20 protein-coding genes, 1 other RNA gene, 1 pseudogene and 1 riboswitch are annotated in these 24,217 nt (G+C 35.6%); of the genes and pseudogenes, 5 read left to right on the top strand and 17 right to left on the bottom strand.

Translation table 11 applies throughout. The features are described from left to right. Window positions 1-2: 2 nt before the first annotated feature. The gene (locus BTOYO_RS21145) at window positions 3-3,662 is read right to left on the bottom strand and encodes a dynamin family protein (RefSeq protein ID WP_000182118.1); all 3,660 of its coding nucleotides are present in this window, start codon (window positions 3,660-3,662) and stop codon (window positions 3-5) included. Between the two features lie 553 nt (window positions 3,663-4,215). Between BTOYO_RS21145 and BTOYO_RS21140 the strand changes: the two genes are divergently transcribed. Then, the gene (locus tag BTOYO_RS21140; RefSeq protein ID WP_023441201.1) at window positions 4,216-5,379 is read left to right on the top strand and encodes a DUF418 domain-containing protein; all 1,164 of its coding nucleotides are present in this window, start codon (window positions 4,216-4,218) and stop codon (window positions 5,377-5,379) included. Between the two features lie 15 nt (window positions 5,380-5,394). Here the strand turns inward: BTOYO_RS21140 and pbuX are convergent, their stop codons facing one another. From pbuX to BTOYO_RS21125, 3 genes are all read right to left on the bottom strand, one after another. Next, a complete protein-coding gene (pbuX, locus tag BTOYO_RS21135; protein WP_000809217.1) occupies window positions 5,395-6,717 on the bottom strand; it encodes a xanthine permease PbuX in 1,323 nt (440 codons plus the stop codon). Between the two features lie 3 nt (window positions 6,718-6,720). Then, window positions 6,721-7,314: a xanthine phosphoribosyltransferase gene (locus BTOYO_RS21130; RefSeq protein WP_000866492.1), complete on the bottom strand. Its 594-nt coding sequence runs from the start codon at window positions 7,312-7,314 to the stop codon at window positions 6,721-6,723. 107 nt (window positions 7,315-7,421) lie between these two features. Continuing rightward, window positions 7,422-7,523: riboswitch (purine riboswitch) on the bottom strand. 116 nt (window positions 7,524-7,639) lie between these two features. Further along, entirely contained in the window at window positions 7,640-8,386 is a 747-nt protein-coding gene (locus BTOYO_RS21125; RefSeq protein WP_000628448.1) for a type I methionyl aminopeptidase, read from the bottom strand. A 591-nt stretch (window positions 8,387-8,977) separates the two neighbouring features. On the opposite strand from BTOYO_RS21125, the gene mphL reads away from it, so the two are divergent. Further along, window positions 8,978-9,874, top strand: a complete 897-nt coding sequence (gene mphL / locus BTOYO_RS21120; RefSeq protein ID WP_001094125.1) for a macrolide 2'-phosphotransferase MphL — start codon at window positions 8,978-8,980, stop codon at window positions 9,872-9,874. A gap of 55 nt (window positions 9,875-9,929) precedes the next feature. On the opposite strand, the gene BTOYO_RS21115 is transcribed toward mphL, so the two are convergent. The 10 genes from BTOYO_RS21115 to BTOYO_RS21075 form a co-directional block, all read right to left on the bottom strand. Further along, on the bottom strand, window positions 9,930-10,403 hold the full coding sequence (locus BTOYO_RS21115) for a GNAT family N-acetyltransferase (protein WP_000386698.1): 474 nt from the start codon (window positions 10,401-10,403) through the stop codon (window positions 9,930-9,932). Between the two features lie 46 nt (window positions 10,404-10,449). Then, entirely contained in the window at window positions 10,450-11,967 is a 1,518-nt protein-coding gene (gene ypwA / locus BTOYO_RS21110; RefSeq protein ID WP_000215061.1) for a carboxypeptidase, read from the bottom strand. Between the two features lie 101 nt (window positions 11,968-12,068). Then, the gene (locus tag BTOYO_RS21105; RefSeq protein WP_000493722.1) at window positions 12,069-14,006 is read right to left on the bottom strand and encodes an ATP-dependent DNA helicase; all 1,938 of its coding nucleotides are present in this window, start codon (window positions 14,004-14,006) and stop codon (window positions 12,069-12,071) included. A 138-nt stretch (window positions 14,007-14,144) separates the two neighbouring features. Beyond that, window positions 14,145-14,327: a DUF3921 domain-containing protein gene (locus tag BTOYO_RS21100; protein ID WP_000376898.1), complete on the bottom strand. Its 183-nt coding sequence runs from the start codon at window positions 14,325-14,327 to the stop codon at window positions 14,145-14,147. Between the two features lie 61 nt (window positions 14,328-14,388). Continuing rightward, window positions 14,389-15,528: a THUMP domain-containing class I SAM-dependent RNA methyltransferase gene (locus BTOYO_RS21095; protein WP_000521231.1), complete on the bottom strand. Its 1,140-nt coding sequence runs from the start codon at window positions 15,526-15,528 to the stop codon at window positions 14,389-14,391. A 180-nt stretch (window positions 15,529-15,708) separates the two neighbouring features. Then, an RNA gene (gene rnpB / locus BTOYO_RS26875) (RNase P RNA component class B) lies at window positions 15,709-16,100 on the bottom strand. An 87-nt stretch (window positions 16,101-16,187) separates the two neighbouring features. After that, a complete protein-coding gene (gene gpsB / locus BTOYO_RS21090; protein WP_000622427.1) occupies window positions 16,188-16,523 on the bottom strand; it encodes a cell division regulator GpsB in 336 nt (111 codons plus the stop codon). A 97-nt stretch (window positions 16,524-16,620) separates the two neighbouring features. Then, window positions 16,621-17,175 (bottom strand): SLOG family protein, encoded by a 555-nt coding sequence (locus BTOYO_RS21085; RefSeq protein ID WP_000869384.1) that lies wholly within the window; start codon window positions 17,173-17,175, stop codon window positions 16,621-16,623. 56 nt (window positions 17,176-17,231) lie between these two features. Continuing rightward, window positions 17,232-17,648: a spore coat protein gene (locus BTOYO_RS21080; protein ID WP_000546285.1), complete on the bottom strand. Its 417-nt coding sequence runs from the start codon at window positions 17,646-17,648 to the stop codon at window positions 17,232-17,234. A gap of 157 nt (window positions 17,649-17,805) precedes the next feature. Continuing rightward, complete coding sequence (locus BTOYO_RS21075) at window positions 17,806-18,315, bottom strand: YppG family protein (RefSeq protein WP_000487697.1); 510 nt, start codon at window positions 18,313-18,315, stop codon at window positions 17,806-17,808. Window positions 18,316-18,491: 176 nt separating this feature from the next. Here BTOYO_RS21075 and BTOYO_RS21070 point away from each other — a divergent pair, with 176 nt between their 5' ends. After that, on the top strand, window positions 18,492-18,683 hold the full coding sequence (locus BTOYO_RS21070) for a YppF family protein (RefSeq protein WP_000242658.1): 192 nt from the start codon (window positions 18,492-18,494) through the stop codon (window positions 18,681-18,683). Window positions 18,684-18,709: 26 nt separating this feature from the next. Here BTOYO_RS21070 and BTOYO_RS21065 read toward each other — a convergent pair whose 3' ends face one another. The 3 genes from BTOYO_RS21065 to BTOYO_RS21055 all read right to left on the bottom strand — a co-directional run bounded on the left by BTOYO_RS21065 (window position 18,710) and on the right by BTOYO_RS21055 (window position 20,766). After that, window positions 18,710-19,054 (bottom strand): YppE family protein, encoded by a 345-nt coding sequence (locus tag BTOYO_RS21065; RefSeq protein WP_000455491.1) that lies wholly within the window; start codon window positions 19,052-19,054, stop codon window positions 18,710-18,712. 15 nt (window positions 19,055-19,069) lie between these two features. Continuing rightward, on the bottom strand, window positions 19,070-19,312 hold the full coding sequence (locus tag BTOYO_RS21060) for a hypothetical protein (protein ID WP_001252045.1): 243 nt from the start codon (window positions 19,310-19,312) through the stop codon (window positions 19,070-19,072). Between the two features lie 428 nt (window positions 19,313-19,740). Further along, a complete protein-coding gene (locus BTOYO_RS21055; RefSeq protein ID WP_000495634.1) occupies window positions 19,741-20,766 on the bottom strand; it encodes a DUF2515 domain-containing protein in 1,026 nt (341 codons plus the stop codon). 103 nt (window positions 20,767-20,869) lie between these two features. Between BTOYO_RS21055 and recU the strand changes: the two are divergent. Both recU and BTOYO_RS21045 read left to right on the top strand, forming a co-directional pair. Next, window positions 20,870-21,471 (top strand): annotated as a pseudogene (gene recU / locus BTOYO_RS21050) (Holliday junction resolvase RecU). Between the two features lie 66 nt (window positions 21,472-21,537). Then, on the top strand, window positions 21,538-24,216 hold the full coding sequence (locus tag BTOYO_RS21045; protein WP_001283074.1) for a PBP1A family penicillin-binding protein: 2,679 nt from the start codon (window positions 21,538-21,540) through the stop codon (window positions 24,214-24,216). Window position 24,217 lies beyond the last annotated feature (1 nt).

The raw sequence follows: 24,217 nt of genomic DNA, 5'->3' as shown, positions 1-24,217 counted from the left end.
GACTATATAACATAAATTTCTTTTTCAATCTCTACTAACTGCTTGTGCAATTGTTCTTTACTTTGTTCATATAGAAATACATCGATCGTTTCAGCCAATGCAAACAATATACTTTCATAATAGTTCATCACATCTTGTTGCATCACTTTTTGGAATAAGTTCCACTTCATATCCCATTCTTGCTTATAATGATGAACAAATAAATCTTTTTCATCGGCTACATAGTTTGATACAAGCGGTTCTAATACAGATTTAGCGTCTTCTTGCATAAAAGCTTTGTCATTCTTTTCAAAAAAGCTTTTCTCATTTTTAAAATGTGCCAGTGCTTTTTTGAAATCTTTTATTTCAACTGAAGGGAACGGTTCTTTATGTGTAATATCTTTATATTCATACCCCACTGTTCCATTCATAGAAATTGATTGATTTTCTACTTTACAGTTCACTACAATTTCGTCCTTTGCACGCTTCATCGCTTCGTCTATCCATTTTTCAAGACGTAATGATGTCGCACGCATTTCTTGTAATAAATCATGCTGAATAAATGCTACTAATTCCATAACACACTGTTGCAATTGTGTTTTCACATTTCCATCCGTTCGAAGTGACGCCGGATTAATAAATTCAGTAAACACATCGTTATAACGTAGGAATAGACGCTGTTGCACGTAATAAAGCAACTCTTTCACTTCATTTTGCATCGCCTGTTCTTCAGCAAGTACACTATATGATGAAATGATATGAAGTAGTTGATCACGCTCTGCTTCATATTTTTTCGTTTGCTTCTCTTTCTCTTCATTCCCCTGCTTTGCACCATTTATCATGTTTACTAAAAGCTGATCTGCCCCTTTCAACGCACCATATAGAGCATGCACAGAAACAAGCATTAAATCTCTCATCATAAAGGACGTAAATGATTCCTCAAACTTAGTAATTCCAGAGTTTTGTAAAATACCATACTTCTCTTTTTTAACATTCTTTCCTTGTTTCTCTTCAAGCGCACATAAACTTGAAATTGCAAATAAACGCGGATTTCTAATACCGTATTGCAGTAGCTGATCTGCGATATAACCTTTTACCATTTCAAGTTCTTCTTCAGACTCTGCTAAATCCGCCGCATTAATTAAGAAGAACATTTTATCAAGAGCAAAAGTATCCTTTACACGACCAAGCTGAATTAAAAATTCACGATCAGCACGAGAGAATACATGGTTATAATATGTTACAAATAAAATAGCATCTGCGTTTTTAATATACTGGAATGCAACATCAGTATGGCGAGCATTAATAGAATCCGCTCCAGGTGTGTCTACAAGCGCTACTCCCTGCCTTGTTAAAGCACAATCATAATAAAGCTCCATATACTCAACGAAGCATGATTTTTCTTCATTCGCTACATAATCAGAGAACTCTTCTAATGTGACTTGTACTTGTTCTCCTAAATAAGTAGAAACTGCATCATACCCTTTTTGTACCGCTCGTAAAAAGCTAAATGTTGTTTTTTGCTTCCCAGTCGGTGAAGGATATTTCATAACTTTATCAATTTGTGCTAACGCCTCATCTAACGTAGTAATCTCATAATGAAACAGCTTATAAACAGCTTTCATATCTTCTAATAGAGCTTGCTTTGATTTGAATTGAACCATTACTGTTCCGTGTGGTTTTTCCTCTGTAACCGGCAAAATTTGATTAATCGTTGCCGTCGTCGGATTTGGTGATACAGGAAGTACCTTCTCACCAAGTAAGGCATTGGCAAATGATGATTTCCCAGCACTAAAAGCTCCGAATAACGCTACTGTAAATTGTTTCGTTTCCACACGACGCCTTTTTTCTATCACCTCTTGCTGTACATGTTTCAGCGCTGGCAATGGCTCTAATATCATTTCAGCTTTCTTCACTTTCTCTAATATACGCTGAATATTTAAAGCTGCCGTTCCTTTTATCTCTTCTTCATGAGCCGCTACATTATCATTTACAATTTCCTGCTCTTGTAGTGTGAATTTCTCACTAACAATTTGTTTTTCACGTTGCAATATCTCCTCTATTTGCAATCCTTCTGGTGTAGCCACACGCTCGTGCCAAACATTTTGTAAATAACTTTCATATGTCTCTAAACTGTTACTGTATTGTAATTCCGTCTCTTTTGCCGTTTGCAACATCGTATATTTTTCAATCTCTTCTTCCATACGAGCAACTGCTTCCTTCACTTTTTGCTTTAAAACGACTGCACTTTTATCAAAAATTTGCTGTGCTTTTGTAAAATAACGTTTCTTCAGTTCATTCGCTACATCCGCTGTATAAAGAAGTAAGTAATCACCTGTGAAACCTGCACCTTGTTTAATGACTTCAGCTAACATTTCTGGTCCAAAAGCAATTTCTAAAGCATATATGTCTTTCCCAATTTCCTCCGTGAACAATCCTTCTTCTTTTAAGAAGGCTACAATAAATTCTTTCACATGAAAATCAAGTTGCGTTTCAACAGTCTTTTGAAGGGCAGAATAAAACGCCTCTACACGTCTTTGTTTTTCTTGCTCCGTCTTTCCTTTCGCAAATAGCAAACCAACTTTAAACTTTGTTAATTTCGTTTCTAAATATGCATTTGCCAATTCTCTCATTTCAAATGGCATTAAATACGCGTTATCTAATATAGCTTGTAAACCTTTTATAAATTCGTTTCTCACATGAGATTCTTTACTAGCCTCGCGATGTTTAGTTTCCGTTAGCTCTTCTTTCTTTTCAACTATTTCTGAAATCGAAAGCGGTGATGCTAACTCTTCCTCATATGTCAAAAGAGCTTTTTCATTTTCAGAAACAATAAACGAGAAATGTTCTCCCATTAAATATTCTGTTTCTCGCTCCATTCCCTCTCTTACATACTGCTCTTTTTCTTTCATAATAGAAGTAATTAATGTTTCTAAACTTCCAATTTCATTATGTTGATGGTTCATCATTCGTAATGACGTATAATAAACTCCATCTACTTCAATATCCCAGTTAGAAAACGATTGTTTCACACTATCTTTATAATCCTCAAATGATAATTCATTTTCTTTATGTTTATCTATTTGATTTACAACGAGATAAACCGTTTTATTACGTTGTTTCAATTCTTTAACAAATTGCAAATTCACTTCCGATTGGACGTGATTATAATCCATCATATAAAAAATTACGTCTGCTAGATGAAGTGTCGATTCTGTCGCTAGTTGATGGGCATCATCTGTCGAATCAATTCCTGGTGTATCAACTAACATAACTCCCTCAGGAATTGGCGCATCATTTCGATAAATATGAACACCAATTACCTCATCGCCATCTTTACAAATCTGTTTTAATTCTTCTGCTGAATATGCACCGTCATATTCGTACTGTTCTCCAGATTTGACCGTTACAACAACACGATCTAATCCCTTTTCAATTTTGACGACGTTAGCGCTTGTCGGAATCGGACTTGTTGGTAACAACTGCGCTTTATATAGATGATTCATCATCGTTGATTTCCCTGCCGAAAAGTGTCCGCAGAATGCTATCATAAGCTGCTCTTGTTTATATTTTTGAATCACTTCAAACAACTTTAAGCTATTCTCTGCATCGCCGTGTTTTTGCCACTCTTCATAAAAACAAACAAGTTTTTTCATACCGTTTGTCTGTACTATGTTTGTCATCCCCTTGTTCCCCTTTATCCAAGATGTATATACTTTTTCCCGCTATTTGCGAGCTCTTAATCAGTGAGAGATGCATCTCCCCATTGATTACAGTTTCACTTTACTATCATACTAAATTTTCAGCATATTCTCATTAAAAATAAAAAATCCCTTTCATTCTTTTTACAAATGAAAGGGATTTTATGTCATTTTATTCATTTTGCTGTTCCTACTCCATTTAAAACATATTTCGCAATAACTGCATATACAGCGACTGTACCTGCTACTAATGCATATACCATACTCGCGCACCAACCTTTTTTTGATAATGATTATCACTTTTGAATACATTTTATCATTAAAGAGAATCATTATCAACAAATTTCTAAAAAAGAAAGCTCCTTCGGGAAAAGGAGCTTTACTGCCTGTTTTAAAGAAGTTTAAAACTTGCTGTGCACTCTTATTATATCTCATAATACACATCTTAACAGTTTTAAAAATTGGAAATCCCCTCTATCCCCTCCCCCTTACATTTTGTATAATAAAAGGGAATTACTTATTAAGGAGGAAAATAATGACACAAAATCTCACGCAAGGCGAGAGGATACACTCAATTGATATCATTAGGGGAATAGCTGTACTAGGTATTTTTCTTGTTAACTGGCCTATTATTGCTGGAATTGACTCACGTGATCTTTCAGGAGTTTATGAGGGACTAGATAGTTATATCCGTCTAATTTACGATATGTTTATTCAAACAAAGTTTTATACTATCTTTTCGTTTTTATTCGGACTAGGCTTTTATATTTTTATGACTCGTGCTGAAGCGAAAACAGATCGACCAAAAACTTTATTTGTTCGTCGCTTACTTATTTTATTATTATTTGGTTTCTTACATTATGTGCTTTTATGGGACGGAGACATTTTACATACTTATGCAATCGTTGGATTTTTCTTATTTTTATTTTATAAGAGAGAACCTCGTACCATTTTAATATGGGCAATTGCTTTATTAAGTATTTTTCAATTTCTTATACTAATTGCTAGTATTAGTGTTGCCTTAATGTCAAAGGCTGAACTTGGATTCTCCTTACCAGTCATGCCACTTGAAGACTGGGTGTCACAAATACAAAATCGTTTCCATGCATTTTATGCTGATGGAATAGTATTAAATATTACAATGCTCCCAGAAACAGTTGGGCTATTTTTACTTGGTTTATACGCCGGTAAAAAGGATATTTTCCGCCGCACGAAAGAGTTAGATACAAAACTTAAAAAATGGCAAATTATTACGTTCATTTTAACATTACCAATGTGGTTCTTCATGGTTCGTTACTTCTTATCAAAACCATTTTATGAACCAATTTATATGCAGGCCTTTACAATGTTCAGTGGAAAAACATTATTCATCTTCTACATTTTCACGCTAATGCGTTTATTACAAAAAGAAAAATGGCAAACATTATTACGCCCATTCCAATACGTTGGACGAATGGCGTTAACAAATTACATCTCACATACAATTGTTACATTACTTGTATTCGGACTATTGTTCAAAAACGATTATCTTGCTCCATTATGGGTAGGACCTCTATTTTGCATCAGTTTTTATACGTTACAAATCTTTATTAGCCGCTGGTGGCTTTCACATTATCAATACGGGCCACTTGAGTACATTTGGCGGCTTGGTACGTATGGGAAAATGATGCCACTTAAAAAGAAAAGCAAGGTCTCATAATGAGACCTTGCTTTTCTATGCTTCTCTTACTGCATTTTGCATCGAAACTGGCTCTTCTTTTACTTTCCCTTTTCGCTGCGGCACCATATTAAATACAATATTTAAAAGTACTGCTGATGCACTTCCTAGCACAATTCCGTTATCTGTTAAAATACGAATATTTTCTGGAAGTTGTGAGAATAATGTAGGAACGACTGTAACCCCAAGCCCAATTCCGACAGAGCATGCAACAATTAATAAGTTTTCTTGCTTTCCAAAATCAACGCTACTTAACATTTTAATACCATATGCCATAACCATACCGAACATCGCTAACATCGCACCACCAAGTACTGATTTCGGAATGATTGTTGTAATAGCTGCGATTTTTGGAATGAACCCAAGAACGATTAACATACCACCACAAGTATAAATAATAACGCGATTTCTTACTCCTGTTAATTGAACAAGTCCTACGTTTTGAGAGTAAGTTGTATATGGAAATGCGTTAAAAATACCACCTAACACCATCGCTAACCCTTCTGCGCGATAGCCTTTTGTTAATTCTTTTTCACCGATCTTTTTATTACAAATATCAGATAACGCAAAGTATACACCTGTTGCTTCTACAATCCCTACACAAGCAACGAGAATCATCGTAATAATTGGCGTTAATTCAAATGTCGGTGTACCGAAGTAAAACGGCTGAATACCGTGGAACCAATCTGCTTCTCCAACAGCTTGCAAGCTTACTTTCCCCATAAACGCTGCAACGATTGTACCGAACAAAAGACCTAATAAAATAGAAATAGAACGGATAAATCCATCAAAGAAACGATACATAATGATGATAAATAATAATACGCCAAATGCTAACGCTAAGTTTTCAAGACTTCCGAAATCTTTGCTTCCTACTCCGCCAGCCATATCATTAATCGCTGCTGGAACAAGTGTAACTCCAATTACAGTAACAACGGACCCTGTTACGACAGGGGGAAATAATTTTACAAGCTTTCCAAATAATTTCGCAAAAATAACAACAAACAAACCGGCAGCAATAATTGCTCCATAAATAGAAGACACGCCGTATTGTTTCCCAATTGCAATCATCGGTCCAACCGCTGTAAATGTACAACCTAGTACAACTGGAAGTCCAATACCGAAAAAGCGATTTGATAATGCTTGTAAAATTGTTGCAACGCCGCACATTAATAAATCAATTGAGACTAAATATGTTAACTCTTTTTGATTTAAGCCAAGTCCGCCTCCCACAATAAGTGGAACGATAATTGCACCGGCATACATAGCAAGCATATGCTGCATACCTAGCGATGCGATTTTAAATGGATGTTGCTTCATCGCTTATTTCACCTCCGCAGTTTCTTGCTGTACAAATGTAACTGTGCCGTTATCAAGTGATGCAATTTCTGCTAGTGACTCAACACGAACGCCTTGTTCACGAAGCTTCTTTCCTCCATCTTGAAATGCTTTTTCAATAACAATTCCAATTCCCGCAATGCTTGCTCCAGCTTGCTCTACTAAACTCATTAAACCCAAAGCAGCCTGACCGTTTGCTAAAAAGTCATCAATGATCAATACACGATCATTTTCATCAATATGAGTGCGAGATAGTGAAATTTCATTTGTTTCTTGTTTTGTAAATGAATATACGTTTGCAACATACATATTATCTTGTAACGTTAACGATTTACGTTTTCTTGCAAAAATTACTTTTACACCAAGCTCTAATGCAGCCATAACCGCTGGTGCAATGCCAGAAGATTCAATCGTCACGATTTTTGTAATGTTCTCTTCCTTAAAACGTTTAGCAAATTCTTTTCCAATCTCTTGCATAAGTACCGGATCAATTTGGTGATTTAAAAATGCATCTACCTTTAATACGTCACCAGATAAAACCTTTCCTTCGTTCAGAATCTTTTCTTGTAATACTTTCATGTTTGTTCCTCCTCTTATGCAATAAAAAAACTCCAAAAGCCGCCACCACTCGTTACAAGTGAGAGACGTGCTTTTGGAGTTTCGCAAAAAAGAATGCTTAACAAGCAAATATATTCGTCCTCACTCATAGTCAAAGTATTTACGGTACTTCGGTAGAAACTTGCAGGCCATATCCCCGCGATTATATGAGTGTAGCTAACTATTTATTTTATAGAAGGATTATAACGCAATTTTTATACTTTGAAAAGTATTTATTAATAAAACACGTACAAATTTTATAAAAACACTATTTTCGTTCGATTTTTGCAAACTCTTACATTCTCTATTACAACTTCGTTAAAATGACTGGCCCATCTTTTGTAATCGCAATTGTATGCTCGTATTGAGCAGATAATTTCCCATCCATCGTTCTTGCAGTCCATCCATTTAAATCAACTTTAGAATAGCGCATACCTACATTTACAATCGGCTCAATTGTAATTACCATGCCTTCTTGCAGCTTAGGTCCTTGTCCCGGTTTACCAAAATGAAAAATTGCTGGTTCTTCATGAATCTCTTTACCAATCCCATGCCCCGTAAAATCTCTTGCAACAGAAAAACCTTCAGCATTTGCATAACTTTCAATTGCAAAACCAATATCCCCTACATGATTACCGATTATCGCCTGATCAATTCCTTTATATAAAGCACTCTCAGCCACTAGCAATAACCTTTTTGTTTCGTCAGAAACATCCCCTACTATATATGTCCATGCAGAATCTGATAGCGCACCATTTAAGTTTACTACCATATCAATTGTGACAACATCTCCCTCATTTAAAGGAACATCGGCCGGAAACCCATGACACATTTCATCGTTTACAGACGCACATATCGCATATGGATACCCGTTGTAACCTTTCTGCTCAGATGTTGCACCATGCTTTTCTAAATACGCTTCAACAAACGTCTCAATTTCTTGTGTTGTTATTCCTGGTTTTATCATTTTTCCTATTTCTCTATGACATGAAGCAAGTAATTTCCCAGATTCATGCATCAAATCTATTTCACTTTTCGTTTTAATTGTAATCATTCTACCTCTCCTTGCTAAGCTTGCTATTTGCTACTAAAGTTCAATCATACACACCCTCTAGCAAAAATTCCAATTACAAAAGCAAACATCATTTATTTCTATTTTTTAATATACATTTTTCGGATGTTTATTTAGTGTTTTTTATTGATATTCACTTATAAACAACGTATATTGTTACTATACTATTAAAAGGAGGGTTTTTAAAAATGATGCATGCAGGAAGACTACGTCAGCAAACTTTGAACACTAAGTAACTTAATATGTTCAAAGGCTCTGTTTTCATAAAGCAGAGTAAACGGGATTAGTCTGCACATTTTTAATAATCTTCAACGGAAAAGTACACTTTCTGCATGGAGAAAGGCAGATATATATCTGTCTTTTTGTCGCATGTTTTTTCATACAAAGAGAGACCTCTATTTCTTATATCCTCGTTTACTCTTAACCACAGACAGAAGCCCGTCTGTGGTTTTTTTATGATTACATCTTCTTATATCTCACTAATTTGATCCTATTGGTGTAGTTAGGGGGAAAATGGTAACAGAATACGTACTCAAGCATTAAGATTAAAATAAGCATTTGGAGGAAATAAAAATGAACACACTTAAAATTAAACAATTAGCAACTAAGGAAGGCCTAAATATCTTAGAAGATTCAATAAAAATCAATGAATCTGGTGTTGACTTTCAAGTAGCACACGCTAAAGATCAAAACGGAGATAAATGGATACTAAGAATTCCTCGTAGACCAGAATCTATGAGACATGTCCTACAAGAAAAAAAGGCATTGGAAATCATAAAAAACCATGCAGGATTCCAAGTTCCTGATTGGTCTATATTCACTGAAGACTTAATTGCCTATAAGCAACTAAGTGGCGTTCCTGCCGCCACTATTGATATAGAACAACAAGGATATATATGGAGCTTTAATGAAAAAAACGCACCATCTGAATACCATATTTCATTAGGAAAAGTTCTAGCGAATTTACACTCATTACCTCAACAAGAATTTAATAATATCGGTATTGAAATTCTTACTGCTAATGAATTAAGAGCTTCTATGGAACAAAGGATGAATCGAGTGAAGGAACAATACTATGTCAATCAAAAATTATGGGATCGTTGGCAAGCATGGCTAACTGAAGATTCTTTTTGGCCATCTCATGTAGGAGTAACGCATGGGGATATACATCCAGGTCATATCCTGATTGATAAGAAAAATAATGTAACTGGCTTAATCGATTGGACAGAAGTAGGGATAGCTGATGTTTCTATAGATTTCACATCACATTATCTGCTCTTTGGGAAAGATGGACTAACAAAGTTAATTAGCTCTTATGACAATGCTGGTGGTAAAACTTGGTCAAGAATGGATGAACATATTATCGAACTTCTAACAACAAGTAGTATCACTGTTGCTGAATATGCTCAAGTGTCAGGTTTGAAAGAGATGCATGAAGCAGCTGTACACATGCTAGCAACTGAAAGTTAATGTAGTTACAAAAAAAAACTTTAAACTAAAAACCAGAAGAACTCTCTTCTGGTTTTTAGTCATTTTCACATATATAATTCATTTTCAAAAACTCAAAACAACTACCGTTCGTCTCCTGGATAAACGTTCCAACTGCTTCAAATCCTGCCCTTTTATATACTTTAATCGCTCTCTCATTAAATGTCGCTACTGATAGTGTTATATAGTTGCAGCCGTATTTTTCTTCACTAAAATCTAGTCCAGCCTTCACGAACTTTAACCCTAATCCATTGCCAGCTATATCAGGTCTCATTCCAAGTCCTATATCAACCGTTTGATTATTCATTTTAGAAAAACTCAAGTAACCAATGAGAGTACCATTTTCCTTCACAGCAAACGTATCGTCTCCTCTCATTTCAGTACTTAAAAACTCTGCTAAATCTTCTTGATCTGCCTCTATATCATAAAAGGAATATTTCCCTTCATAATGCCAGTTGTATGCAATTTCCTCTGCTTCCTTTTGGTTCATTACTGTAAATGTATAATCCATTCTCCCATCCCCTTTAAAAAAAGAGCTGCAATTAAGCAGCTCTTTTTTATAACTCGTAAATCTCTCTATACTTCGCTTCTAAATAATCAGCTAAGTAGTTTGCATTTAGCCCTTCACCTGTTACATCTTCTAAAATTTCAAGTGGCTTTTTCGTTTTGCCATATTGATGAATGTTTTCCGTTAACCATTCACGAATTGGCGTCACGTTACCTTCTTCTAATAATGCATCAAAGTTTGGAATATCTTTTAACATTCTTTGCTGAAATTGCGCTGCATACATGTAACCAAGCGCATAAGATGGGAAGTATCCAAATGAGCCACCAGCCCAGTGAACATCTTGTAATACACCTTGTGCATCATTTTCTGGACGAATTCCTAAATATGCTTCCATCTTATCATTCCAAGCCGCTGGTAAGTCCTTCACTTGTAGTGTACCATCAAATAATTCTTTCTCAAGCTCATAACGAACCATAACATGAAGCGGATATGTAAGCTCATCTGCTTCTATACGAATGAATGAAGGCTTCGATTCGTTAATCGCATCATAAAACTCATCGACTGATATATCGTTAAATTGACCGTCACTATACTCTTTTAATAAATCATAATTTTTCTTCCAGAATGATTTATTACGACCGATAAAGTTTTCAAAGAATAATGATTGCGATTCATGAATACCCATAGATGTTCCACTACATAGCGGTGTACCCTCAAACTTTTCTGCAATATTTTGTTCATATACAGCATGACCACATTCATGAATTGTTCCAAACACAGCCATACGGAAATCTTTCTCATCATAGCGTGTTGTAATACGAACATCCCCTCTATTTAATGTAATTTCGAAAGGATGTACCGTTTCATCAAGACGCCCTGCTTCAAAGTCATAATTCAATTGCTTTAATAACTCTAATGTAAAGTTCTTTTGTTTTTCTTTCGAAAAGTGTTCCGATAAAGCACTTGTTTTTAATCCCTTTTTAGACTCTGAGATTTCTTTTACAAGCGGCACGATACGCTCACGAAGTTGACCAAATACGTGATCTAACACTTCTACTGTAATACCAGGCTCATACATGTCTAATAATGTATTATATTTATATGTTTCGTAACCCCAATATGTAATAAATTTCTTTTTGAATTCAACAATTTTTTCTAAGTACGGACGGAACATTTCGAAATCAGATTTTTCCCGTGCTTCTTCCCACACACTTTCCGCTTTCGCTTCTAATTTCACATACGCTTCGTATTCAGCTTGTGGAATTTTCTTATTTCTATCATATTCTTTACGACACTCTTCAACCATTTTCTTCGTCGTTTCAGAAAGTTTATCTTCAGATATTAAAGCTTCAAGCTCAGTTAAGTAGTTCCCCATCTCATCTGAAGTCGACATAGCAAACACTTCTGACGAAAGCATCCCTATGACTTCTGAACGCTGATCCACACCTTTTTTTGGTGCACCCGTTCTTAAATCCCAAAACATTAAGCTTAATGCTTCTCCGTAATTTTCTATCTTCTTCACATATGTTAAAAATTGTTTTTCTACTTCATATGTAGCAACTGTCATCGTATAAAAGACCTCCTTTTTCTACCTCAAACTTATTTCGACACGAAAACATAAATTCCTTTTATAATAGAAAAAAAGCTTGGCAAGCACCAAGCTTTTCCTTATAATTCTTTACCTTCTACCGGAAGTACTTTTTTCACTGCTTCTATCACTTTTTCATCTTCCGTATCTGATAGGAAGATTGATATAGCACCTTTATCGTCGCTCGTACGAATTAAACGTCCAATCCCTTGACGAAGGCGTAAAATCATATATGGCACATCTACATCCCAGAATGGATTATTTACGTGCTTACGTTTCGCTTCAAACACAGGATCGTTTGGAGGGAATGGTAATGACCAAATTATTACATGTGATAATGATGAACCCGGAATATCTAAACCTTCCCATAAATGAACGGCACAAAGTACAGTCTCTTCTTCATTTTGGAAACGAGAAACGAGCTGACTAATTTCTTGATCCCCTTCATATAAGAACGGAACTGACATTTGCTCTTTACTTACATATTCTTTGAACGCTGCAAGTTCTTGCGTTGTACGGAATAATACAAGCGTACGTCCATTCGTTTTCTGTATATTTTCAAGTGTATATTGACACTTTCTTTCCCATTCATTTTCTTTCGTATGCGATAGTAAGTTTACTGCCATTTGCTCTTCATAATTAAACGGTGAGGCAACTGAGAATGATAAGTAATCTTTTACCCCTAAGCTATTTGCAGTAAATGCGAACGAATCGTTGTCCGATAATGTCGCAGAAGAGAAAATGTATGGAATTTTCTTCGAGAATACTTTTTCTTGTAACACTTCTTCAACTGCACGCGGCATAATAACTAACGTGAAGGCACCATCACCTTCTTCACCCCACGTAATTACATTTTTCTCATGCATGAAAAGACGAAGTGAATGTTCTAACACATCTAAATGTTCATCAACGATATTTAAATCGTATGTGTTTACTGTATGCATTTCACTCTCAAATACTAGTGCATCACCGACTTCACCGATTTTTGCATAAAGTCTTTTCGCTTCTGCGGTTACTTTTTCTGTCACAGTAATTTCTAAACGATCAGAACCTTCAATTTCCTTTTTATTCTCTTGTAACACATCAAAGAATCGCTCTGTTTGCCAAATTGTTTCTTCTACTAAATGTGCAAACTCTTCACGAATATCGTTCTGTAACAATCTCGTTAAAAGCTGCTCCATCATCGTTTGCTTTAAACGGTACGTTAAAGCTTTTTGAGCTGCATATTCTACAAGATGTCCTTCATCGAATACAACGCAGCTACTTTCAGGTAATAACGGAATTTGTCCTTCACGTTTACGAGCATCGTACGTCCAAATATGATCCATATAAAAATCTTGAGAACAAATGATTAAATCTGCCGCTTTACGATAATGTTCACGAGAAAGAGTTTGTCCACAACGATGACGTGAATCACAAGTGAAGCAATCTTGGAAGTAATCCCAGTTTACTTTTGACCATTCCTCATCATTTAAAAGTGGAAATTCTTTTCTGTCACCATAGTGAGTAAAGTTTTGCATCGTACCATGATCAAATACAAACTGTGGTAATTCATAATATACGTCTTCAATTACTTCTGGAGCTCGTCCACTCATAACATCTTCAAGTTTACGTAAACATAAATAGTTATCCATCGATTTCGCAAGTCTTACGTCAACAGATAGTCCTAATGCTTCTGATAACTTAGCAATGTCCCCTTCTTCTTTCACAAGCTGCTCAATTAATGTTTCATCTGCACAAGCGATAATAGCAGGTTTTCCTGTATAACGCGCATAACAAATTGCATATAAAAGGTATACAATCGTTTTCCCTGTTCCTACACCCGCTTCTGCGAACATAACTTTTTTCTCTTGGAAAGCACGCTCTAATTGAAACGCCATAAAGATTTGTTCATCACGCTCTTCAAAGCCTTTTTCCGGAAGGATGTCGTAAAATACATCTCCAATCCACTCATTCAACTTATCATAAAAATTATCTTGTTTTCCTACTTCAAATGGTAATCTCTTCTCAGTAAACATCCTTAGCCTCCAACCAAAAAGTTTTTCTATAAAACGATATAGTAACTGCTACTCATATGTGTGCAGCCACTTTCCCCTGTTGCAATACTTAGAAATACACGAAAAAAAATTTTCCTTTCGAAAAAGGAAAATTTTCTTCTATATTAATGACTTTAAATACCGTTTATCAATCGCTGTTTCATGTGAAAGAGCTGATAAATATTCTTCTTGCGCTTTTTGTATTTCATCTACAATTACGCCTTGACTATCCACTTCTTTTCCGAGCTCATCATACGTACGGTGAATAGCTTTTTGAATCATCGATAATTGAAAACTATCCATATCACTGCCTCCTTTACGCATTACATAATAGCCAGTATATGCGTGCTAGAGGAGTTTTATACTATGAATTACGCGGTGGACGTTTTCCGAAGTATTGGTAGTAATCTGTACGGATAAATCCGTTAAATAGTTTACGTTTCTTCGATGCATCTTTTCCATAACACTTCTCAAATGCTTCGTAACTTGTTAATACATACGCTGACCACGTATCTAATGGGCGAAATACTTGTCCCATTTCTTTATACAGTTGTTCAACGAGTGCTTTTTCACTTAAACGTTCTCCGTATGGAGGATTCGTTACGACGTAGCCATAATCCTCTTTTGTTGTGAAATCTTTTACTTGCATTTGCTTAAATGTGATTAAATCACCTAAACCTACTTCTTCTGCGTTTTCTTGTGCAACTCGAATCATACGATGGTCAATATCAGATCCAATGATTTGTAATGGTTGATTATAATTTGCTAAATCTTCAGCTTCTTGACGAGCTTCGCGCCAATTTTGTTTACCAACCCAGCCCCATTCATCCGATGCAAAGCCTCGGTTAAATCCTGGTGCGATATTTTGTCCAATTAATGCAGCTTCAATCGGAATTGTTCCAGATCCACAGAAAGGATCCACGAAAGGACGATCTGGCTTCCAGTTCGTTAACTTAATTAGAGACGCAGCTAATGTTTCTTTTAAAGGAGCTTCCCCTTGATCCATGCGGTACCCACGTTTATGAAGTCCAACACCACTCGCATCGATTGTTAATGTTGCAATGTCTTTCAACATTGCAATCTCAATACGGAATAACGGACCATCTTCTTCAAACCAAGTTGTACGTTTATATGTTGTTTTTAATTTTTCAACGACAGCTTTTTTAACGATACGTTGGCAATCCGAAACACTGAATAACTCAGATTTTAGAGATTTACCGATAACAGGGAATTCTCCGTTCTCTGGAATATAATCTCCCCAGTTTAATGCTTTCGTTTTTTCAAATAGCTCATCAAATGTTGTTGCTTTAAATTCACCAACTTTAATTTTCACACGGTCCGCAGTACGTAACCATAAATTCGTGCGACAAATCGCCTTTTCATCTGCTTCAAATGTTACTTTGCTGTTTTCTACTTGACATTCATAACCAAGATCGCGAACTTCTCGGGCAACTAACGCTTCAATACCCATTGCCGCTGTTGCAATTAAAGTAACTTTTCCCATTTGCATTCACCTCTTATGTATATTCAAACAATAATTAATAGCAATTTGTCCTATTAATCATTACATTTTACGAAAATTTTTCTCATTAACCATTGTAACTCATAATTTATAACTTCATACAAATAAAAAGCCCTCCTCTAACAAAGGAGAGCTGAGTTATTTCATAGTTGGTTCATAACGTTCTGTAAGCCATGTTCTGTTCCTTTGTACTGCAAACGGCCCACGCCTCGTACTCCGGTAGCAATCATCTATCTACAGGTTATGAAAACCTGTCCTTTTCCGTCGTTCATTTCCTTGGAAAAGATTCCCCTACCATTATTTGGGTTTCTCGCTCGTGGGGTTTACCTCGTTCCACTCCTATCATTTCTTCAAGGACTTCGTCACTGTGGCACTTTAAAGGTAGTCAAACCATATCCGAAAGGACTTAGGTTTTTTCCCTGCCGTTAAACCAGCCTTACAGCCAGAATACCCTAGCTTATGAATTGGCTAGGCACGAACACTACAGCCATCTCAGACCGTGCGAGCATGGACTTTCCTCTACAACGTTGGCGTTGCAGCGATTGCCCAAACGTTATGACATCCATTAGTATAGTGGAAACAAAAAGATTTTGCAATGTTTTTTTCTATGTACAATGCCTCAACCTTGTTTCCACCTTATTTTATTCGTATAACTTACTTCCAAATACAGCTTTTTCTAAGTTGGATAAACGTTTTAAAATATCCGTATTCGTGTTGTTATATACCGGTTGTGCAACTGGTGTTTGTACAGGTTGTTGTGGAGCTTGTGTTGCAGCTAGTTTTTGTTCTTCTAATTCTCGTTTTAAACGAACATTTTGTTGCTTCAATTGATCAAATTCTTTGTGGAAAGCTTCATAGTCTTTAATAATCATATCAAGAAACTTGTCTACTTCTTCTTGTTGATAACCTCTCATACCTGTTTTAAATTCTTTTTCCAAAATATCTTTCGCCGTTAATTTAATTTTATCCGAAATCATTTTCTTCACCTCAAATTTTTGCCAAAACTTTCATTAACTAAATTTTTTCAGAAACAATGCCTTTTGTCAATCATATATACGAGTACAATATTACATATTACTCTGCATTATTCCACTGTTCCTCTTCTATTATATCTTGTAAATCAGAAAAAAGAATGAAATAACTGTGATAATTTTCTATTTCTCCTTTTTTCTTAGCTACTTCTACAATATATTTAGGACTCCCGGGCTTTTCTTCATCATATACAGCTAAAAGAGCATCACTTTTTTCAATAAAAAATTGATTCTTTAATTTAAATTGCTCTGGGCTTTCGTACTTCCGTTTCGTAATACTATCAATGTGATCTGCTTGTGAAAGAATAAATTCGTAATATTCACGGTTATCTTCTTTCCAATTTTCTTCTTGTTCTAAAAAAGGAGTAAATACCGCTAATTTTAAATCTGGATATTCTACTTGAATTTCAAAAACAACTTCAGCAGCCCACAATTCTACACCTAGCTGGCCGCTTATAATAACCCACTCCAAACCATCTTCTACAAAAGCAGTTAATTTACGATGCAGCGCTTTTTTTATGCAGTCTACTCCTGGATGATCCTTTTTAAATATTCCAAGTTCAAATGGCTTATATCCTGTTACAGCAACAACTTTCATATCAACACTCCAATTACAAAAAAAGAACTAGCATTTTGCTAGTTCTAACATATCATTTACTTTTTAAATATTCCACCAACGTTTGGTCCAACATTTGGTCCTACATTCGGTCCTGGTCCAAATGGGGATACATTCGGTCCTGGTCCAAATGGAGATACATTCGGCCCTGGTCCAAATGGAGATATTTGATGACCGTGGTGATGGTGACCATGACCACATGGTCCACATCCACCGCCAAATCCTGGATCGATTGGATCTACAACATTTACATTTGAGTTTGTTTGCGGGAAGAAGTTTTGGTTTTTAATTTGTTGATGGTGTACATGTGTCGTATGCGTTGGGAAAATGTGTGGCACCACCGTTGTTGAAAAAGAATGTGTTACACACTGTTTCGTCGGATGAATGACAGGAGCAGTCGTACAAATAGGTCCTACAGGCTTATGCCCTCCAAAACAAGGATGACAATGATGCATAGTTTTTTCTCTCCTCTCTCGTTAAGAAAATCTGATTACACTTTACAATATGAGAAAAGAGGTGAAGCCGTTTGTTATATATACCCATTTGTTTCATGGAAATTTGTCTAGTGCTACACTTCATTCATGCTATTTCATTATGGACAACAATCCATCATCACTTACCAAAGAACCCTCCAACCTGCTTAACAATCCCCGTCACTTGATTCATCGCATTCATCATTTGTCCAGCTGTATTCATCATTTTATTCACATCATAGTTACCATCTGAATTTTTAAATTGGGAAACAAAGCTCGAAAACTGACTTGGTTGCTGTTGTTGCTTTTGTTTATTCATCGTCGGATACGGTTGTTTTGGCGGATAAAACATCGCTTGTTGATTTCCATAGGGAGATGGTGATGGTGGCATATAATATTGTGAGTTCATATAAGTTTGCTGCTGATTCATATAAGATTGTTGCTCTTGTTGCGATTGATTCATATAGGGTTGCTGTTGTTGCTGTTGATTCATAAACGATACTTCAAATGGCTGGTAATAATTTTGATTTCCATAATGAGGCTCGAAAGGATACATATTATACCGTAAATATGTATCCGTATTATATTGGTACATATTTTGCTGTGCATATGGATTTGGTTGCTGATATACGTTAGATTGTTGAAACATGCATTCTCTCCTCCTTCACATAAGTTTCTACATATATAATATGTACTTGTAAAATAATTTGTGTGACGGAGTATCTGTCTATTTTTGTCGGAAGTTTAAATTTTTAAAAAATTAAAAAGAAAACCCTTCCATGCTATGATAATTAAGAAGAAGATTCTCATGGGGGAGGAATCAACATGGTATTAGGGGATTTAAAACAAGCGTTTTCTCAAAAGAAGGGGTATTACACAGAGAATGTAAATGAATTATTAGACTTTGCGAGACATTGTTATCTCGAAGGAAAAATATGTATATCGGATTACCGAACATTAATAAAAGAATTAGAAATAAACGGTGCAACAAAACCTACAACAATGACAGAAGCTTAAAAAAAACAAGAGGGTTTCCCCTCTTGTTATTTACATTGCTCAACTATATTTTGCAAAGTATACGAAATGGCTTGATGTGTTTCAAAAAAACGTTTACCTTTTCCTTTATTTACAAAACATTGTAACACATTCGTTTGTAAATTATCGTACACTTGATCAATTTGCTGTACATGTATATACTTCGGTTTTTCTTCCTTAATCCACGTATAAGCTAATTCTTTCCACACCTTTAATTCCTCATCTACTATGTCTACAAACGGCTTCATATCCTTATAAAAGTCATATTCAATTATTTCTCTTTTTTTTACATTCGCTTCATTATTATACTGCATGAGTTTTTCTGAAGACTGTATTAATGCTTCATACTCCATTTCATTCCCACCTTATTATGCACTCACTACGATGTTTTGAAACGTCTTCACCCAATTCCCTTTTTCTTCGTGATGCACTAATTTATTTTCCATATGCTCAATATGCATTTCTGTTATTTCTATCTTATTACATATTTTTTCGCTCTTATCCTTCAATGCATGATTTATTCTAATTCCTATATTCATTTCCAGCAAATCGAGAGAACTTAACATTTGATCCATTTTTTTCATTACATCTACTTTCTGAACCATCGCCATATACAAAACGCCCCCTTCTTTGCTTTTCCTTTGTCATGTAATTTCGCCGGATAATTCTTCACTCCTGCACACATGACAAAACTAGTTGTTATTCGTCAAAGAAATCATTTTGAATGTCATTTATAGAAATGGTAACAATACAAAAAGGAGGTGTATGAAGATGGCAAAGAACAAAAACGAAAAAAGAAAAAACAAAACAAACAACAAAATAAACCCGAGACTGGTAATCCAAAGCTTGATGGCCCAAACTTCCCTGCTACATAAAGTGAAAGTTTAATTAATGGGGCTTTTCCAAACTACTAATTTCTAAATCCCCCTTAATCTTCTACTTTCATTCAGTTTTGAGATTAAAATCTTAACACACTTAGCAGGATTTCTTCACATTAAGAAGTCCCATCTTCATTTATAAAGATGGGACTTCTTTTTTATTATATCATGAACTCGTCTATTCTTTTAACAAAACGATTCACGATAGAAACAGCATAGATCTGCTCCCTCTTTCTTCTATACCATTCCTTTATATTAACTTCATCCTTCGGTTCTTCAAATAAAAACAATGCATTCATTTTCGAATCTTCACAAAACCAATCCCTCATTGTTATTTCCTCATGTGCAACAAGAGAATACACATCTCTTAGTGCAGGTGTATAGGATTTTCTAGTTCCCCTTAAGTAATATTCATAATCTTCTCTAGAGCCAGTATGTTTAGTTTGTAGTGCAAAATTATAAAATAAACGTTTATAAGTCGGATGAAACAATAACCACGCTAATTTTTTCCCAAGCTCTATACGCTTTTGCAACGTTTCAAATTGATAAACTGAAAACCCATACATCCCCCCTTCAATGGTTGGAAAAATAACTGCACTAATATGCAACATGTCTTGAACTTTAAAAAGCGCCGTATGAAATACATGTTTTTTAAAGTAGCTATTCTCAATAACTGGTTTTTGAATTTTATTTTGCTCATTTATAATAAGCGCTGTCATAAGCCTATTCATATCTTTTTTCTCCCAGAAAAATGTCCATTCTTTTTCCATGAAAAGTGATACGTTGAAAAATTGCAACAAATGAAAGAGAGGTATACGTCTCCTCTTGCTTTCTTCATATAGTAGTAACTGAGGAAATGCATCTAAGAAAATAATCCAATTAGCCTGTTCATATATGAGAAACAAATGTTTTTTTACTAATCGAGGCAAAACAGTAGCATAATATCTTCCTTCTAAATCAGTCATATTCCAGCCTGCATTTCTCGAAACCATACTCGCTAAAAAAGACCACCTGATTTCACTATTTCTTACATAAAATTTTTGATACGATTGTGTCCGAGAAATGTTGTCCATATTAGCTATTTCTGTTTTCTTTTTAATAGTGTGAATGATTGCTTTTTCTTCTTTTGTACAAACCATATTTTTACGATATTGTTTTATTTTTTCGTAATCATTCCATGTAAACATAAATAAGTCATCATGCCTTTCTTCAAAAAGGTCACATCTTTTTTCATTTTTTGATATAATCACCTTTGTAAGTAATTCTTAACAAGTTGGGAGTGGACACACTATGACCATTCGTTACCCAAATGGAAAAAGGTACAATCAAGCTTCACTACCTCCTAAAACACCAATAAAAAAACATACTTATAGTAATAGAGGTATGTCCCTTGAAGAGGAATTGAATGAAACAAATCAATATTACTTAACCCATAATATTGCATGTGTACATAAAAAACCTACACCTCTTCAAATTGTAAAAGTAGATTACCCCGCTCGAAGTGCTGCAGTGGTAAAAGAAGCGTATTTTAAACAACCTTCTACAACGGATTACAACGGTGTATACAAAGGGAAATACATCGATTTTGAAGCGAAGGAAACAAAAACAAAACTAGTTTCCCACTTCAAAACTTCCACCTTCATCAAATTGAACATATGAAGCAAGTAATTGCTCATAATGGAGTTGCATTTGTTATTATTAAATTTACACTTTTTGATGAATTTTATTTACTCGATGCGAAACATATTATTGCATTTTGGAACCGTCAAAATAATGGTGGGCGTAAGTCAATTACTAAAGAAGAAATAGAAGCGCATGGATCATTGTTATCATGCGGTTATCACCCTCGGATTGATTATATCCGTGTACTAGACACGGTTTATTTTTCGTGATAGAGTCATCACTAAGGCTCTTTTTTCGACTTTTGAGGGAGAGAATGAAAGGTAGGAGAAAGTATAATGTCAGATAATTATCGTTCTCGTACAGAACGAAATCACGCGAAAAATCAAACGGAAGAAACAAATAAAGAAAAAAAACCAAAGAAAAAAGGCTCCTTTTTTAAGAAGTTCCTTATAGGTTGTCTACTTCTTGGTATCGTTGGTCTCGTAGCTGGCGTTTCCGCTTTCTTTGTTATGGTAAAGGACGCTCCAAAATTAGACAAATCAAAACTTGTCAATCCTTTATCAACAAAGTTTCTTGATAAGGATGGGAAGTTTTTCTATGAATACGGTGCGGAAAAACGAACCCATGTTACTTATGATCAAATTCCAAAAGTAGTTGAAAATGCATTCCTTGCAACTGAGGATTCACGTTTCTATGACCATAATGGAATTGATTTTAAACGAACTACAAAAGCAGTTATGGAAAATGTCACTGGTGGTTTCGGTTCCCAAGGTGGTAGTACGATTACACAACAAGTAGTTAAAAACTATTTTCTAACGATGGAAAAAACCGCAAAACGAAAAGTGCAAGAATGGTACTTATCTTACAAATTAGAGCAACAATACTCTAAACATGAGATTTTAGAAATGTACTTAAATAAGATTAATCTAGGTAATCGCTCTTACGGTATTGCAACAGCGGCTCAAAAATATTATCAAAAAGATTTAAAGGACTTACAATTACATGAAGCTGCGATGCTCGCTGGCTTACCTCAAGGTCCTAACATTTATGATCCAACAAAACCAGAAAATGTTGAACGAGCAACAAATCGTCGTAATATTGTATTAACATTAATGAATCGACACGGCTATATAACAAAAGAAGAAATGAATAACGCAATAAAGATCCCTGTAACTGAGGGTCTAAAAAAATCAGAACTAACTGAAATGAAGTTTCAAGCATTTTTAGATGCTGTCGTAAAAGAAGTTGAAAAAGAATACCCTGATGTAAATATCGGTTCAGATGGTTTAACGATTCATACAACCCTTGATCAAGGTGCTCAAGAGTACGCTGAACAAATTATGGATGGCAATCTCATTAAGTATCCAAACGATCAGTTCCAAGGATCATTTGTATTTATGGATACACAGTCTGGAGAAGTTCGAGCAATTGGTGCTGGGCGTAAAGAAAGTAAGTCTACTTTCAAAGGTCATAATATGGCTGTTGATTTAAAACGCCAAGTTGGTTCAACAATGAAACCAATTTTCGATTATGGTCCTGCAATTGAAAACCTTCAATGGTCTACTTATCATCAATTAAATGACTCTGAATATACTTACTCTGATGGCACAAAGATTAAAAATGCTACCGGTAATTTTAAAGGTGACGTTTCACTTCGTGAAGCATTGAAGAAGTCATTAAACATCCCGGCTTTAAAAACAGCTCAAGCAGTCGGTATTCCTAAGGCAAAAGAGTTTGCTGAAGGTTTAGGCATGACGTTTAAAGATGGGATAGCACATGAATCTACTGCAATCGGTAGTAATGAAAGCTCTCCGTTAGATGTCGCTGGGGCTTATGCAGCATTTGGAAATGACGGTGTATACAATAAACCTCATTTCGTTAAAGAAGTTATTTTCCCAGACGGAAAAAAGAAAAGCTTTAAACCGAAAGAACAACGTGCAATGCACGACCATACAGCTTACATGGTTACTGACGTTCTTCGTGACGTAGTAAAACCTGGTTCCGGCGGTACAGGGCCAACAGCATATGTTTCTGGCTTTGACGTTGCTGGTAAAACAGGAACACAAAACTTTGATGCAAGAGATGTAAAAAAATATGGCATCCCAGCTGATGCTAACAGAGATAGCTGGTTCGCTGGATATACACCACAATATACGATGGCTGTGTGGACTGGTTACGAAAAGAATGGTCCAGAAAATTACATTAGCGATCGTTATACTAAAATTGCGCAACAAATGTTCCAAGTAATGATGAGCAAATTCGCTACAGATAAATCTCGTTTCGAACGCCCTTCTTCTGTACAAGAAATAAACGGCGAGTTATACGTAAAAGGTGCGAAAAAAGATGCAATTAAAGAAATTAAAGTAGATCCACCTAGTGGCCTTAATGTCGCTTTCGATGGCGCTAGTACAGTTACACTAAACTGGTCTGGCCCAACAGCAGTTGATGCTTATGCGGCAACTTATAAAGCTACAGACGGTTCTAGCGGTAGCTTATCAGTTAGCGGTACAACAGCTACTCTTGGTGGTATTAAGCCTGGTGTTACTTACAGCTTCTCTGTAGTAGCGAAAAAAGGTACTGGAACAAGTCCTGCAGTTGGTGCATCCTTCACTGCCCCTGGTGGAACTCCAGACGCTAAGAAAGCTGAGGAAGAGGCAGCCAAAAAGAAAGCCGAAGAAGAAGCTAAGAAAAAAGCTGATGAGGAAGCTCAGAAAAAAGCTAATGAAGATAAACTAAAACAAGAAGAAGCTCAGAAAAAGGCTACTGAAGAACAGCGTAAACAACAAGAGCAACAAGAACAACAACGTAAACAACAAGAAGAGGCTCAAAAGAAAGCTGAAGAAGAAGCTAAGAAAAAAACTGAAGAAGAAGCTAAGAAAAAAGCCGAAGAAGAAGCTAAGAAAAAAGCTGAAGAAGAGGCTCAAAAGAAAGCTGAAGAAGAGGCTAAGAAACAACAAAATACAGGTGAAGATACACCTCACGCAGACGGAAATGTTGTTACAACAGAGTCTTAAT

Origin of the sequence: Bacillus toyonensis BCT-7112, from assembly GCF_000496285.1 — a bacterium.
Taxonomy (GTDB): domain Bacteria; phylum Bacillota; class Bacilli; order Bacillales; family Bacillaceae_G; genus Bacillus_A; species Bacillus_A toyonensis.
Note: the sequence above shows the minus strand (reverse complement) of the source record. Positions and strands in the feature narration are given on the sequence as shown.